Here is a 14,214-nt window from a genome sequence, read left to right on the forward strand (position 1 = left end):
GCGACATCGCCCACACCCACCACGGAACCCTGCACATCGAGGACTCCCCCCGCGGAGCACGCTTCGTCCTCCGCCTGCCCCTCATCAACCGAAACGCGATCGGCGGGCGGCGTCTCGCCCGCACCAGGCGGACGACCGCGCGCCAGACCGCTGAGGACCGGTGACGACCGGTGACCGGCGGCAGGCGCCGCCATTCCGCCGGCACCATCGCCGACCAGGCCGTACGCGCCGGCAGCCCGGCACGGTGCTCCCCCGGAAGCGCCGCCGGAAAAAATCTTGAAAAAAATCCGGGAGGCGTGTCGATTCGGGGGCGTCCCGTTCGAGGCGTGGGTGAAGGGCCGGTGAGGGACCGGCCCCGGACGGAGGGAGAACCCCCATGACCACCGCCACCGCCCACGCCGCCACCGCCCGCACCGGTGCCTGCGATCGCGAGATCAGCATCACCCGCAGCCTGCTCGGGTACGGCGTGATCGCCGGCCCGGTCTACGTCGGGGTGTCGCTGACCGAGGCTCTGACCCGGGACGGCTTCGACCTGACCCGGCACGCCTGGAGCCTGCTCGCCAACGGCGACCTCGGCTGGATCCACATCGCGAACTTCGTGCTGGCCGGGGCGATGACCATCGCCTTCGCCGCGGGCCTGCGCCGGGCCCACGGCCGCGGCTGGGCCCCCCGCCTGCTGGCCGCGTACGGCCTGAGCCTGCTGGCGGCCGGGGCCTTCCGGGCCGACCCGGCAGGCGGCTTCCCGCGCGGCGTGCCGACGGGTGAGGTGAGCTGGCACGGCATCGCGCACCTGGCCTCCGGGGGCGTCGGGTTCGCCTGCCTGGTCGCGGCCTGCTTCGTCCTCGCCCGCCGCTTCGCCCGGCGCGGGCAGGCGGCCTGGGCGTGGGGTTCGCGGGCGACCGGCGCGCTGTTCGCGGCCGGTTTCCTGGCGGTGGCCTCGGGGGCGGGCGCGGCCTGGGCCAACCTCGCCTTCACCGGCGCGGTGGTGCTCGGCTGGGCCTGGATCGGCGCGCTGGCCGTGCACACCTACCGGAACGCCTGACCCGTCCCGGGTTCACCTGATAGATCATTCACTGGAAGGAGACGACTGATGCGTTACATGATCCTGCTCAGGGCCGCCCAGCCCGACACCCCGCCGCCGGCCGACCTGATGGAGGCCATCGCCAAGCTCGGCCAGGAGGCGACCGTCGCCGGGGCGCTGCTCGACACCGCCGGGCTGGCCCCCAGCGCGTCCGCGGCGAGGGTGCGCATGGCCGAGGGCAGGCTCAGCGTGACCGACGGCCCGTTCACCGAGTCCAAGGAACTGATCAGCTACGCCCTGTACGACGTGCGGTCGAAGGAGGAGGCGGTCGAGTGGGCGGCGCGCTTCATGCGTCTGCACCGCGACCTGTGGGAGGGATGGGAGGGCGAGGCCGAGGTGGTCAAGGTGCTCGGCCCCGAGGACTTCGCCCCGCCGGCCTGAGCCGCTGTGAGCGCAGCACTCCGATGACCGGCACCGACGCGCTGCTCGCGGCGCACCGCGCGATCGAGGCGGTCTGGCGGATCGAGTCCGCCAGGCTCGTCGCGGGGCTGGCCCGCCTCGTCGACGACGTCGGCCTGGCCGAGGAACTCGCCCAGGACGCGCTGGTCATCGCGCTTGAGCAGTGGCCGGAGGCGGGCGTGCCGGACACCCCGGGCGCCTGGCTCATGGCCACCGCCAAGCACCGGGCGATCGACCACCTGCGGCGGCGCAGCCGCTACGAGCGCAAGCTCCAGGAGATCGGCCGCGACATCGAAAGCAGGCCGCAGCCGGATCCGGCCGCCGGCGTGGACGACCACATCCGCGACGACATGCTGCGGCTCGTCTTCACCGCCTGCCATCCCGCGCTGACCACCGAGGCGCGCGTGGCGCTCACGCTGCGCCTGCTCGGCGGCCTGAATACCGGGGAGATCGCCCGGGCCTTCCTGGCCACCGAGCCGGCGGTGGCGCAGCGGATCGTCCGCGCCAAGCGCACCCTGGCGGACAAGGGGGTCGGGTTCGAGATGCCGGCCCCGGACGACCTCGCCGAGCGGCTGGCCTCGGTGCTGGAAGTCGTCTACCTGATCTTCAACGAGGGCTACTCGGCCACGGCGGGCGACGACTGGACCCGCCCCGACCTCTGCCACGAGGCCCTGCGCCTGGGCCGTCTCCTGACCGGCCTGCTCCCCCGCGAACCGGAGGTGCACGGCCTGGCCGCGCTGATGGAACTGCAGGCCTCCCGCCTGCGCGCCCGCACCGGACCGGACGGCGCGCCGGTCCTGCTCCCCGACCAGGACCGGCGCCTGTGGGACCGGCTCCTGATCCGCCGGGGACTGGAGGCGCTGGAGCGGGCCGAGTCGCTCGGCGGCGCCTTCGGCCCGTACGCCCTGCAGGCGGCCATCGCCGCCTGCCACGCCCGGGCCGCCCGCCCCGAGGACACCGACTGGGAGCGCGTCGCCGCCCTCTATCGGGTGCTCGCCCATGTCTCGCCCTCCCCCGTGGTCGAGCTGAACCGCGCCGTCGCGGTCGCGATGGCCGGCGACCCCGCACGCGGGCTGGAGATCGCCGACGCCGTCGCCGGCGACAATGCCCTGCGCGGCTACCCCCAGCTGCCCGCCGTACGCGGTGACCTGCTGGCCCGGCTGGGCCGTACGGACGAGGCCCGGCGGGAGTTCGAACGGGCGGCGGCTCTGACCGGCAACGAGAAGGAGCGGGCCCTGTTCCTCGCCCGGGCCGCCGGCCGACGATAGCGGGCCCGCCCGCTCTCACCGCCCGATCACCGCTCGCCGCCGTCCGGCCCGTCCTCGCGCCCGCCGTCGCCGTGCGCCTCACGCCGCTGGCTCTCGGCGCGGTAGCGGAAGACGTGGCGGTAGGTCTGCGGGGAGACGCTGGTGACCCGGCCGAAGTGGTAACGCAGAGTCGCGGCGGTGCCGAAGCCGGATCGGCGCGCGATGTCCTCGACGGACTCGTCGGTGGTCTCCAGGAGTTCCTGCGCCAGCCGCACCCGCTGCTGCAGCAGCCACTGCAACGGGGTGATCCCCAGGGTGTCGCGGAACCGGCGGGCGAAGGTGCGTTCGCTCAGGTGCGCCACCTGGGCGAGCCGGGGAACCGTCAACGGCTCCCCCAGATGGTCACGGGCCCAATCCAGCACGGGCGTCAGCGAGTCGTTCCTGCCCGGGGCCGTGACGACCTGGGTGTACTGCGCCTGGCCGCCCTCCCGGTGTGGCGGCACCACCATGCGCCGGGCGACCTCGTTGGCGATCGCCGCACCGTGGTCCCGGCGGACCAGGTGCAGGCAGGCGTCGATGGCCGAGCCGGTGCCGGCGGTGGTGATGATGTCGCCTTCGTCGATGTAGAGCGGCACGGGATCGAAATCGATCTCGGGGAAGCGATGGGCGAAGTCGCCGCCGTTCAGCCAGTGGGTGGTGGCGCGCCGGCCGTTGAGCAACCCCGCGGCGGCCAGCACGTAGGCTCCCGAGCAGATCGACATGATGCGTTTGCCCTGCTCGTGCGCGATACGCAGCGCCTCGACCAGGCCGCGCGGGGGATCGAGCTGCACGGCGCGGGCGACGGCGGCCACCACGACGGTGTCGGCCTGGAGCAGGTCGTCCAGCCCGTACGGGGTGTCGATCTTCAATCCGGCGGTGGTGCGCAGCGGCCCGGGTTCTGCGGCGCACAGCCTCAGTTCGTACCACGGATCGACGAGGTCGCTGCGATCGGTGCCGAAGACCTCACACGGCACCGCCAGCTCGAACACCGGCGTGCCGTCGGTGACGGCGAGGCCAATGACGTGTCGGCTCATGGCTGAAATTTAGCGCAGATTGGCGTTTCTGCCACTGGCTGTCTTTCGACGCGTGCCCGGATGCTGATCTCCATGAGTGACGTGACGAACAGGGGCCGGATGACCTTCGGCCACGGCACGGCGATGTACGTGGGAGCGGTGCTGGGCACCGGCGTCATCGCACTGCCCGCCCTGGCGGCCGAGGCCGCCGGGCCGGCCTCGCTGCTGGCCTGGCTGGCCCTCGTCCTGCTGTCGGCGCCGCTGGCCGGGACCTTCGCCGCGCTCGGCGCGCGATACCCCGACGCGGGCGGAGTGTCCACCTACGCCAGGCTGGCCTTCGGCAAACACGCCGCGGCGGTCGTCGGCTGGTGTTTCTACTTCGCGGTGCCACCCGGGGCCGCCGCCGCGGCGCTGTTCGGCGGCGCGTACGTCTCGGCCGCGGTCGGCGGCGGGACGACGACCACCACGGTGACCGCGGCGGGCCTGATGGTCGTGGTCACCGCGGCCAACGCCGTCGGCCTGCAGGTCAGCAGCAGACTGCAGTTCGCGCTGGCGGGATTGCTGGTCCTCCTGCTGCTGGTGTCGGTCGGGCTGTCGCTGCCACACGCCGACATGGGCAACCTGGAGCCGTTCGCCCCGCACGGCTGGACCGCGATCGGCTCGGCGGCCGCGCTTCTGGTGTGGAGTTTCGCGGGATGGGAGGCGATCACCCATCTCGCCGGCGAGTTCCGCCGCCCGCAGCGCGACCTGCCGAGGGCGACCGCCGCCGCGGTCGCCATCGTGGGCGTGCTCTATCTGCTGGTGGCCTTCGCCACCGTCGCGGTCCTCGGCAGCGGCGCGGCCCGGACCAACGCGCCGCTGGGCGAACTGATGGCCATCGGGCTGGGCGGCAACGCCCGCTGGCTGGCCGCCGCCGCGGCGGTGCTGCTGACGCTCGGCGCCATGAACGCCTACTACGCGGGCGCCGCCAAGCTCGGTGCCGCCCTCGGCCGCGACGGGGCCCTGCCCGGCGTCCTGGCCGAGGGCAGCGTGGCGGGCGAAGTGCCGCGCCGCAGCCTGGCCCTCAACTCGGCGATGTCGTTCGCCGCGCTGGCCATCGTGGTCGTCACGGGGGTGGGCTCCCGGCCGCTGGTGCTGCTCACCACCGGCTCGTTCGTCGCGGTGTACGCGATCGGGGTGGCCGCCGCCATCAAGCTGCTGCCCAGGCGCAGCGTGGGCCGGGCCACGGCGATCGCGGCGCTCATCGCGGTGGTCGCGCTGCTGCTCATGTCCGGCGTCTATCTCCTGTGGCCGCTGGTGGTGACGGGGGCCGCGCTGCTGTATGTGCGGCTCGATCGCCGCCGCCGGCGCACTCCCGAACAGGAGAGGCCGGAGGGCGTCGCGGAGCTGAGCACGTGACGGCCGACCGCACCACGCCGGATCTGGAGAGCCTTCGCAAGGCCGTGGCGGCTTTCGGCGGCGGGCCCTCCTCGCTCCCGGTACTCGACCTCACAGCAGCCGGCGACCGTCGCCGGCTGCTGACCCTGCTGAACGCCTGGGGATGCCGCATCCCCTACCCCAGGGACGGCGAGCCGGACCCGTTCGACGCGGCGGTGGGGGCGTGGGCCGGGCACGGGCAGGCGGCCCTGCCCGCCGCCCCGCTCGCCGAACTCACCGACGCCGAGCTCGAACCGCTCGGCGGCTGTTTCGCCGAGCTGGCGGCCATCCAGGTCGGCCGGCCCGGCGGGGCACGCAAGCTCGGGCCGACCGCCGCGTCGAAGGCGCTGCACATGCTGCGTCCGCGCACCCTCATGCCCTGGGACGCGGCCATCGCCGAGCAACTGCACGGCGGGCGGGGCCCCGCCGAGTACGTCGCCCACCAGCGGCTCGGCCGCGACTGGGCCAGAGGGCTTCTCCAGACGACCGGTCTGGACGAGCAGGCCCTGACCCTGACTCTCGGCGGACCCGGCCGGCCCCTGGCCAAAGTCCTCGACGACTACTGCTACCTGCGGTTCACCCGAATGGAGCGCCTGTGATCCTCGGCATCGATCACATCGGCCTGGCCACCGACGACCCGGCGGGAACCGCTCCCTTCCTCGCCGCTCTGGGCCTGGGCGCGGGCGACCGGGGAATCGCCGACGACTACGGGGTGGCTTGCGAGTTCTGGCGGTACAGCGACGGGATCGGGCAGCCGTCCATCGAGACGGTCTCCCCGGTGAGACCGGACTCGCCGATCGCGGACCGGCTCGCGAAGCAGGGACCGGGTCTGTATCACGTGGCCTTCTGTGTGGACGACCTGGAGGGCGAGTTCGCCCGGCTGCGCGAGCACGGGTTCGTCCCGGTCGATGCCGCGCCGTGCGCCGGCGCCCGCCCGGGCATGCGCGTGATGTTCATGTACGCCCGCAGGCCCGCCGGGCTGCTGATCGAGCTCGTGCAGTATTCGTGAGCGTCAGGAGGCCGGCAGCGGGAAGATCGAGCAGGTGGTCGTGCCGTGGGCGTAGAGCTTGCCGTCATGGGCCCCGACCACCTGCGCCTCCGCCGTGCCGAGGGTGCGGCCGATGTGGATGGCCTTTCCGACGACCCGCAATCTGCCCGTCGCCTCGGTGGCCGGACGCAGCAGGTTGACGTTCAACTGCGCCGTGGCGTAGGCCATGCCTTCCCGCAGCCGGCTCATCACGGCGCATCCGAGAGCCGAGTCGAGCAACGTGGCGAAATAGCCGCCGTGCACGGTGCCCATCGGGTTGTAGAGATGCTCGCCGGTCTCGGCTTCGAACACGACCGTGCCCGGATCCGCGCTGACCAGAGTGAAGCCGAGCGTCAGTGAGATCGGCGCCTGCGGCGACCGTCCGTCGGCGATCGATCGCAGAAATTCCAAACCGTCCATCGAAAACCTGCCGTTTGTCGACCGACCGATGCCGTCGGGCTTTTTCCCGATCAATGACGACCTACGATAACGCTTTTCGAACAGGAGGCTCACGGAACGGACGACAGGACGGGCGAGGACTGGCCGTGGAACGTCCGCCGGTATTCCATCGGGGTCACGCCGACCGACCTGATGAAATGGTGACGCAGGTTGCCCGCCGTGCCCATGCCGCACAACTGGCTGATCCGCTCGATCGGCAGATCGGTCGACTCCAGCAGGTGCCGGGCTCGTGCGAGACGCTGCGCGTGCAGCCAGCGCAGGGGCGTGGTGCCGGTGGCGTCGTGGAACCGCCGGACCAGGGTGCGTGCGCTCACCCCGGCCCAGCAGGCCATCTGCGCGACGGTGAGCTGCTGGTCCATGTGCTCGACGGCCCACTGCAGGACCGGGGCCAGCCCGTCGTCTCCGGCGCGGGGGACCGGGGCCTCGATGTACTGCGCCTGTCCGCCGGGCCGATGGGCGGGCACGACCATGCGGCGTGCGACCTGGTTGGCGATCTCGGCGCCGAGGTCGGTCCGGATGAGGTGCAGGCACAGGTCGATCCCCGCGCTGCGGCCGGCGCTGGTGAGAACGTCGCCCTCGTCCACGTAGAGGACCGCGGGATCGACTCGCACCTGAGGATGGCGCGCGCTGAGAACGTCGGTGTACACCCAGTGCGTGGTGGCCCGCCGCCCGTCGAGCAGCCCGGCCGCGGCGAGGACGAAGGCGCCGGTGCACAGCGAGACGATCCTCGCCCCGTTCGCGTGCGCCGCTCTCAGCGCATCGAGAAGCCGCGGGTCGACCGGCTCGCCGGACAGCACCATGTCGGCAGGCAACGCCGGGACCACCACGGTGTCGGCCGCGGCGAGCATCTCCAGGTCGTACGGGGTGTGCAGGACGAACCCGTTCTGCGTTCGCGTCCTTCCCGGGTCGGCCGCGCACAGCCGCAGTTCGTACCAGGGATCGGCGAGCTCGCTGCGGTCGGTGCCGAAGATCTCGCAGGCGATGGACAGCTCGAACAACGGCATGTCCGCGGTGACGGCGAGGGCCACGACGCCGGTGAGCACTTTCATGTCCTCAGAGTAGCGGCAGGATTTTGATGAAGATAGGCAGTTCTGCCACTCGTCAGTCGTCGGACGCCGAGCCACGCTGATGAGCGTGAACAACGACACTTCCGCTGCTCCGCCCGCGAGGCGGCTGGGACCCGGGCTGGCGTTCGCGCTGACCGCGGGGGTCATCGGCGTCTGCCTCGCCGCCTCGGCCCTGCCGTCTCCGCTGTACAAGCTCTACGCGGCCCAATGGCATCTGCAGACCTCCACCATCACCCTGATCTACGCCACCTACTGCTTCGGGGTGCTGGTCTCACTGCTCGCCTTCGGCCGCGTCTCCGACACCTGGGGCCGCCGACCGGTCATCATGGTCGGCCTCGTCGGCCTCCTCGTCTCGATGGTGGTCTTCATGTCCGCCTCCGGCGCCGGCTGGCTGTTCGCCGCCCGCGCCGTACAGGGCCTGGCCACCGGTATCGCCATCAGCGCGTCCGGCGCGGCCCTGCTCGAGTTGTACCAGGGCGGCAACCCGGCCAAGGCCAGTCTTTACAATGTCGTCGCCAGCGCCCTGGGCGTCGGCGTCGGCGGCCTGCTCGGCGCCGTGCTCGTGCAGTACGCGCCGGGACCGCTGGTGACCCCGTTCATCGTGCTCACCGCGCTGATCGTCGTCCTGCTGCTCGGCATGCTGGGCGTGCCCGAGACCGTGACCGGCAAGTCCCGCACCGGGTTCCGGATCGCCGCGCCGGGCGTCCCGCGGCAGATCATCGCGCCCTTCACGCTGGCCGCCCTCGGGATCACCTGCACCTGGTCGATCATCGGTATCTACCTGGGGCTCGTCGGGACGCTCGCCCCCGCTCTTCTTCACACCAAGAGCCAGCTCGCGGCCGGTCTGGCCATCCTGGCCCTGGGCGGCACCTCCGCGGTGCCGCCGCTGGTCACGCAGAAGCTGACCCCGGCCGTCCAGATCGCCTGGGGGACGATCGCGCTCACCGGCGGCATCGCGTTGATGGCCTGGTCGCTGTCCGCCAACGGCGCGGCCCTGTTCGTCGTGGCCAGCGTGGTGATCGGCATCGGCGTCGGGTTCGGGATGTTCGGGTCGCTGCGCACCGTCGGCGCCGCGGCGCCGCCCGACCGGCGCGCTCAGGTCATGGCCGCCTTCTACATCGTCGCCTACGCCGCGATCTCGCTGCCCGCCGTCGCCGCCGGCTTCTCCGTCCGTCAACTGGGCGCGGTGCAGACCTTCCAGATCTTCGGCGCGGGCATCGTCGTCGTCTCTGTCGGCACCCTGTTGCTGGCCGTGGCCCGGCAGCGGGCCCAGACGCGGGCCGCCGTCATGCCGGTCCCGCCGACCCGGGCAGGCGCGGTGACGGAACGCGGTTGACCCTGCCGGTGGCGGTCAGGGAGAGCGCTCGCCCCTCCGGCGGCTCCCTGACCAGGCCCGGCCGGCAGGGCCGGCATCCCTGTTCCTGACAACCCAGTCCACTGGAGACCGTTTGTGACCCCTCCCAGCGACCCCGCGCGGATCCCCGGCGACGCCCCCGACGAATCAGAGCTCGGCCGCATCGCCGCCGACCTCGGCTTGGACATCGGAGCCCAGCACCTCGCCGAATACCGGCTGCTGATCAAACAGGGCCTGGGCGGCTACAGCCGCCTGGACGAACTGACCTCACCGCCGCCGACGGCGCGGCACTACGACCGCGACCCCGGGTATCTGCCCGGTCCCGAGGAGAACCCCTATAACGGCTGGGCGTGGCGGTGCTCCATCAAGGGCGCCCCCTACGGGCCGCTGGCCGGCAGGCGGGTCGCCGTCAAGGACAACATCAGCGTCGCCGGGGTGCCGATGATGAACGGCTCCCCCATCATGCGGGGATTCATTCCGCACGAGGACGCCACCGTGGTCACCCGGCTGCTGAACGCCGGTGCCGAGATCGTGGGGAAGACGGCGGTCCCGGCCTTCTGCGCCGACGCCGCCGGGGTGACCGCCCTGGAGCCCCAGCCGTCCAACCCCTACGACCCCACCCGGCTGCCGGGCGCCTCCTCGAGCGGCAACGCCGTCGTGATCGTCTCCGGGCAGGCGGACCTGGCCGTCGGCGGCGACCAGGGCGGGTCGATCCGGCTGCCGGCGGCCTGGAGCGGCTGCGTCGGCCTCAAGCCCACCTACGGCCTGGTTCCCTACACGGGGGCCTTCCCCCTTGAGCGCACCCTCGACCACATCGGGCCGATGGCGGCCTCGGTGGCCGACTGCGCGGCGATGCTGGAGGTGATGGCCGGAGCCGACGGCCTGGATCCGCGCCAGCAGCTCGACCTGGCCATCGGGTCCTACACCGACATGCTCGACGAGGGCCTGCGGGGCCTGCGGGTCGGCGTGTTACGCGAGGGGTTCGCCATTCCCGGCGTCTCCGAGCCGGACGTCGACGCGGCCGTGCTGGCGGCGGCCGAGACGCTCGCCCGCGGCGGAGCGGAGGTCATGGAGGTGTCGGTCCCCCTGCACAGCGACGGCTTGAGCATCTGGAGCGCGATCGTCTTCCAGGGAGCGACCGAGCTGGTCGCCCGGGGCGATGCCATCGGCGCCAACTGGAACGGGCACTTCGACCTCGACCTGGTCGACTTCTACCGCCGGGCCAAGCCGGCCCACCCGGCCGAGTTCTCCCCCACCGTCGTGTTCACCGTCCTGTTCGGCACCTATCTCACCGAGCAGTGCGGCCACCGCTACTACGTCAAGGCGCAGAACGTGGCTCGCGAACTGGGCCGGCAGTATGCGGCCGCGCTGGAGACCGTCGACGTCCTGCTGCTGCCCACCGCGGGCATGAAGGCCACCGAGCGCCGGACCGACGGATCGATCGCTCAGATCGTCGCCCGGGCGCTCGGCAACATGCACAACACCGCACCGTTCGACGCCACCGGAAACCCGGCGCTCAGCCTCCCCTGCGGGTTTTCCGACGGACTGCCGATAGGCCTGATGCTCGTGGGCCGGCGCTACGACGACGAGACGGTGCTTCGCGTCGGCCACGCCTACGAGCAGCTGCGCGGCCCGCTGGCCGTCCATCCGCCGAAAATCGCCGACCGGCGCTGAACCGCCTGCGGCCCTCCTGCCCCGACTGCTTCTGTAGGTGAACGGCATGCCCACGCGAACGACGGCGCCCGACGGCATCGATGACGCACTGACCTTCATCTGCGTGAACTACGCCGACAGCAGGTTGTGTCTCGACATGGCGGCCCAGGTCGCCGGAGTGAGCCGGTTCCACTTCTCCCGGATGTTCAAGGCCCGCACCGGCGCCCGCTTCGTCGAATACCTCACACGCATCAGGCTGGCCGAGGCGAGCGATCGGCTCCTCAACACCGCGGACTCGGTGAGCAGCATCTGCTACGCCGTCGGCTACCGCGACCTCAGCAACTTCCACCGCATGTTCCGCAGGCACTACGGGACCACGCCATCGGCGCACCGCCGGCGCCCCGCCGCCCGGGTGGCGGCGGGCGGAAATCGGAGCGGTCTCAACGGTGACCCATATACGTCCACCCTGGCCGACCAGGTGACGCGCACGCATCACGCCGGTTCTGTTCCGCTCAATACCCGATTATAGGCTTGGGCGGGAAATGTCCTGTTTTGGTCATTCCCGCCCGGAGCAAGAATGTCCAAGAGTGCGAGTTCACGGCCTCCATATCCTCTGCGTGACCTACAGGGCGATTCCGCCCGGGAACCACTACACACAGCATTGGGATAGGAGTTCGAGTGAATTCAGCACACGACTCGCAACAGACGTCCGACGCTCCGCCGATTCTTCGGCGTCGTACGCTCATGGGCGGCGGCCTGGGCGCCGCCCTCGGCGTGGGCCTCCTGTCGGTCGGGGCCGGGTCACCGGCCCGGGCGACGGAGGCCGCCACCCGGGGGTTCGACCCGCACGACTGGGACTCGGTTCGCGCGCAGTTCAATCTCTCGAACCGCTACCTGCACTTCTCGACGTTCCTCCTGGCGTCCCACCCGGCGCCCGTGCGCGCCGCGATCAACGATCTACGCGACCAGCTCGACGCGGACCCGCCGACGCTGGCCGAGGGCTTCGGCGACGAGGACCGCAGCCAGCAGGTCCGGGCGGTGGTCGCCGGTTACATCGGCGGCCGGCGCGAAGAGGTCGCGCTGACCGACAGCACCACGATGGCGATATCGCTGCTGTACGGCGGGCTGAAGCTCAGCCCCGGCCAGGAAATCCTCACCAGCACGCAGGACTTCTACGTCACGACCATGGCCCTGCGCCTGCGCAACGAGCGGGACGGCACGCCGGTGCGCACGATCTCGCTCTACGACGATCCTGCCCGGGTCTCGGTCGACGAGATCGTCGGCAGGATCGTCCGGGCCATCACGCCGAAGACCCGTGTGCTCGCACTGACCTGGGTGAACTCCAACTACGGCGTCAAACTGCCGGCCAGGGAGATCGCCGACGCCCTCGCCCAGATCAACGCGCGCCGCGACGAGGCGGACAAGGTGTTGTTCTGCCTGGACGGAGTGCACGGGTTCGGCATCGAGGACGTCAAGATCAGCGACCTGGGGTGCGACTTCTTCGCGAGCAGCATCCACAAGTGGATGTTCGGCCCCCGCGGGACCGGGTTCCTGTGGGGCCGCGGCGACAACCTGAACCTGGTGCGGGTCACGATCCCCAGCTTCACCCGCGCCGGCTACTACGCCTGGGTGGACAACCACGCTCCGGTGGGCGAGCTCGGCGCGATCGCCAGCCCGGGCGGCTTCCACTCCTTCGAGCACCGCTGGGCGGTGCCGTCGGCGTTCGACTTCCACAACGCCATCGGCGCGTCGCGGATCCACCAGAGAACGGTCTCCCAGGCCAGCCGGCTCAAGGCGGGGCTGAGCGAGCTTCGCGGGGTCCATGTGGTCACGCCGCAGAGCCCCGCACTGTCGGCGGGAATAGTGTCCTGCCTGATCGACGGGGTCGACCTCGACGCCGCCGTGCAGCGCCTGCGGGCCGACTTCAGGATCATCGCGACCACCACCCCCTACAAGAACTCGCACCTGCGGTTCGGGCCGTCGATCACCACGTTCCCCCAGCAGGTCGACCAGGTCGTCAAGGCCGTGGCCAAGCTTCGCTGACCATGCATGGGATGCCGCCCCGATCGCGGGGCGGCATCCGCGGTTTCCGGCGACGCCGGTCGCCGTTCGCCACGTCGTCACGCATCGTATCCGCGCGTACGGCCACCGTAAGGTGTGTCGCGGATCTTGCACCCCTATACCAGACGTGGCATTTTCTACTGGAATTTCGTGCCGCGCAGCTCATGTCGCATACCCGACCGACTGAATCCTCTGCTTCGGGGGTGGTGCAAGTGCTGGAAGAGATGGGTAAGCAGAATTGTTTGAAAGACCAGCGGATAGTTGGTTCAGCGAACGCTGACCAGGCTGGGAGATCTCTCCGGTTGGAGAAGGTGATAAGCCAGGTCGAGACCGTCAGAATAGACTCGTTGCTGCCCGCGGACTCGCCCCGCGTCAAAGGCGAGGACTCGGCGCACGCCAAGGTGCTGGCTGATGTGGTCACGCCGTTGCCGCCGATCCTGGTCCACCGGCGGACCATGCGCGTCATCGACGGAATGCACCGGGTCAGGGCGGCCGTGATGCGCGGCAGGCAGACGATCGAGGCCCGTTTCTTCGACGGTCCCGAGGATGCCGCCTTTCTCCTCGCGGTCCGGGAGAACATCAGGCATGGGCTCCCGCTGTCGACGGCCGACCGGGAAATGGCCGTGATCCGCATTCTCACCTCCCAGCCGCACTGGTCCGACCGGGCCATCGCCGCCGCCACCGGCCTGTCGGCCAGGGCGGTGGCCGCGATCCGGCAGCGTTCAATTGCGTCGGTGTCGCAGACGAACACCCGAATGGGGCGGGACGGCCGCGTCCGCCCCATCGACGGCGCGCAGGGCCGCATCCGAGCCAGCCGGATCATCAGCAGGCAGCCAGACCTGTCGCTCCGTGAGATCGCCAACGAGGCGGGCATCTCGGTGGCCACCGCCAAGGACGTGCGAGAACGGCTCCGCCAGGGACGCGACCCCCTGCCGGAGCGACAGCGCAACAGACAGAGCGTCGCCGCGGCGGCCACTGATGAGACCCGGCAGGACAGGCGGGCCGCCGAGCCGCCGGTCCGCAACACCAGGCCCGCGCCCGGCGCCTCCGACTGGCCGTCGGTGCGGGACAAGATGCGCAAGGATCCCGCCCTGAAGTACAGCACCTCGGGCCTGGCGTTCCTGCGGTGGTTCGACACCCGCGCCTTCGACACGACGGACTGGGCGACGCTCGTCGGCGCCGTCCCCGCACACTGGCGCAACGAGATCGCCGAGCTGGCCCGATCGTACGCCGAGCGATGGCTGCAGATCGCCAATGCCCTCGAAGGCAAGAGCCGGCGCACGGCCTGATCCGCGACCCGTCACCGGCCCCCGGTGCGCTCCACCACCGGAGCGGCCATCAGCTTCCACCTCACCCCCGAGGTGACAGCCGGGTTGCAGGAGCTGTCCCGCACCAACG

Annotated in this window: 14 protein-coding genes; 11 read left to right on the forward strand and 3 right to left on the reverse strand. The window is 71.3% G+C overall.

The window, feature by feature from the left end; genetic code table 11:
- The first annotated feature begins 376 nt into the window (after positions 1-376).
- Genes ABZ860_RS42465 through ABZ860_RS42475 form a run of 3 tightly spaced genes read left to right on the forward strand, consistent with a single transcriptional unit; the run spans position 377 to position 2,748 of the window.
- Positions 377-1,042, forward strand: coding sequence for a DUF998 domain-containing protein (locus tag ABZ860_RS42465; protein ID WP_357232421.1), 666 nt, complete (start codon positions 377-379; stop codon positions 1,040-1,042).
- 48 nt (positions 1,043-1,090) lie between these two features.
- Positions 1,091-1,462, forward strand: coding sequence for a YciI family protein (locus ABZ860_RS42470; protein WP_357232424.1), 372 nt, complete (start codon positions 1,091-1,093; stop codon positions 1,460-1,462).
- Positions 1,463-1,485: 23 nt separating this feature from the next.
- The gene (locus ABZ860_RS42475; RefSeq protein ID WP_357232427.1) at positions 1,486-2,748 is read left to right on the forward strand and encodes an RNA polymerase sigma factor; all 1,263 of its coding nucleotides are present in this window, start codon (positions 1,486-1,488) and stop codon (positions 2,746-2,748) included.
- A gap of 26 nt (positions 2,749-2,774) precedes the next feature.
- Here ABZ860_RS42475 and ABZ860_RS42480 read toward each other — a convergent pair whose 3' ends face one another.
- Complete coding sequence (locus ABZ860_RS42480) at positions 2,775-3,800, reverse strand: helix-turn-helix domain-containing protein (RefSeq protein WP_357232430.1); 1,026 nt, start codon at positions 3,798-3,800, stop codon at positions 2,775-2,777.
- A 72-nt stretch (positions 3,801-3,872) separates the two neighbouring features.
- On the opposite strand from ABZ860_RS42480, the gene ABZ860_RS42485 reads away from it, so the two are divergent.
- From ABZ860_RS42485 to ABZ860_RS42495, 3 genes are read left to right on the forward strand one after another with little or no spacing between them, the layout of a single operon-like run.
- Positions 3,873-5,177 (forward strand): APC family permease, encoded by a 1,305-nt coding sequence (locus ABZ860_RS42485; RefSeq protein WP_357232433.1) that lies wholly within the window; start codon positions 3,873-3,875, stop codon positions 5,175-5,177.
- Positions 5,174-5,794, forward strand: a complete 621-nt coding sequence (locus ABZ860_RS42490) for a hypothetical protein (protein WP_357232436.1) — start codon at positions 5,174-5,176, stop codon at positions 5,792-5,794. Before ABZ860_RS42485 ends, ABZ860_RS42490 begins: the two co-directional genes overlap by 4 nt.
- On the forward strand, positions 5,791-6,204 hold the full coding sequence (locus tag ABZ860_RS42495) for a VOC family protein (RefSeq protein ID WP_357232439.1): 414 nt from the start codon (positions 5,791-5,793) through the stop codon (positions 6,202-6,204). The genes ABZ860_RS42490 and ABZ860_RS42495 overlap by 4 nt, the downstream gene beginning before the upstream one ends.
- Before the next feature lie 3 nt (positions 6,205-6,207).
- Here ABZ860_RS42495 and ABZ860_RS42500 read toward each other — a convergent pair whose 3' ends face one another.
- Both ABZ860_RS42500 and ABZ860_RS42505 read right to left on the reverse strand, forming a co-directional pair.
- Entirely contained in the window at positions 6,208-6,735 is a 528-nt protein-coding gene (locus ABZ860_RS42500; protein WP_357232441.1) for a PaaI family thioesterase, read from the reverse strand.
- The gene (locus tag ABZ860_RS42505; protein WP_357232444.1) at positions 6,732-7,730 is read right to left on the reverse strand and encodes a helix-turn-helix domain-containing protein; all 999 of its coding nucleotides are present in this window, start codon (positions 7,728-7,730) and stop codon (positions 6,732-6,734) included. The genes ABZ860_RS42500 and ABZ860_RS42505 overlap by 4 nt, the downstream gene beginning before the upstream one ends.
- An 85-nt stretch (positions 7,731-7,815) precedes the next feature.
- Between ABZ860_RS42505 and ABZ860_RS42510 the strand changes: the two genes are divergently transcribed.
- The 5 genes from ABZ860_RS42510 (at position 7,816) to ABZ860_RS42530 (ending at position 14,105) form a co-directional block, all read left to right on the forward strand.
- A complete protein-coding gene (locus ABZ860_RS42510) occupies positions 7,816-9,084 on the forward strand; it encodes an MFS transporter (protein WP_357232447.1) in 1,269 nt (422 codons plus the stop codon).
- Positions 9,085-9,198: 114 nt separating this feature from the next.
- Positions 9,199-10,776 (forward strand): amidase, encoded by a 1,578-nt coding sequence (locus ABZ860_RS42515; protein ID WP_357232450.1) that lies wholly within the window; start codon positions 9,199-9,201, stop codon positions 10,774-10,776.
- Positions 10,777-10,822: 46 nt separating this feature from the next.
- Complete coding sequence (locus ABZ860_RS42520; protein WP_357232453.1) at positions 10,823-11,284, forward strand: helix-turn-helix transcriptional regulator; 462 nt, start codon at positions 10,823-10,825, stop codon at positions 11,282-11,284.
- 215 nt (positions 11,285-11,499) lie between these two features.
- Complete coding sequence (locus ABZ860_RS42525; RefSeq protein ID WP_357232456.1) at positions 11,500-12,798, forward strand: aminotransferase class V-fold PLP-dependent enzyme; 1,299 nt, start codon at positions 11,500-11,502, stop codon at positions 12,796-12,798.
- A gap of 221 nt (positions 12,799-13,019) precedes the next feature.
- Entirely contained in the window at positions 13,020-14,105 is a 1,086-nt protein-coding gene (locus tag ABZ860_RS42530; RefSeq protein ID WP_357232459.1) for a ParB/RepB/Spo0J family partition protein, read from the forward strand.
- The last annotated feature ends 109 nt before the right edge of the window (positions 14,106-14,214 follow it).

It is taken from the genome of Microbispora sp. NPDC046973, from assembly GCF_040644495.1.
In the GTDB taxonomy this organism is placed as follows: Bacteria; Actinomycetota; Actinomycetes; order Streptosporangiales; family Streptosporangiaceae; genus Microbispora.

Coding starts and splice junctions, on each gene's coding strand:
- ABZ860_RS42465 (WP_357232421.1), top strand. CDS start 377: ATGACCACCGCCACCGCCCACGCCGCCACCGCCCGCACCGGTGCCTGC.
- ABZ860_RS42470 (WP_357232424.1), top strand. CDS start 1,091: ATGCGTTACATGATCCTGCTCAGGGCCGCCCAGCCCGACACCCCGCCG.
- ABZ860_RS42475 (WP_357232427.1), top strand. CDS start 1,486: ATGACCGGCACCGACGCGCTGCTCGCGGCGCACCGCGCGATCGAGGCG.
- ABZ860_RS42480 (WP_357232430.1), bottom strand. CDS start 3,800: ATGAGCCGACACGTCATTGGCCTCGCCGTCACCGACGGCACGCCGGTG.
- ABZ860_RS42485 (WP_357232433.1), top strand. CDS start 3,873: ATGAGTGACGTGACGAACAGGGGCCGGATGACCTTCGGCCACGGCACG.
- ABZ860_RS42505 (WP_357232444.1), bottom strand. CDS start 7,730: ATGAAAGTGCTCACCGGCGTCGTGGCCCTCGCCGTCACCGCGGACATG.
- ABZ860_RS42520 (WP_357232453.1), top strand. CDS start 10,823: ATGCCCACGCGAACGACGGCGCCCGACGGCATCGATGACGCACTGACC.
- ABZ860_RS42525 (WP_357232456.1), top strand. CDS start 11,500: ATGGGCGGCGGCCTGGGCGCCGCCCTCGGCGTGGGCCTCCTGTCGGTC.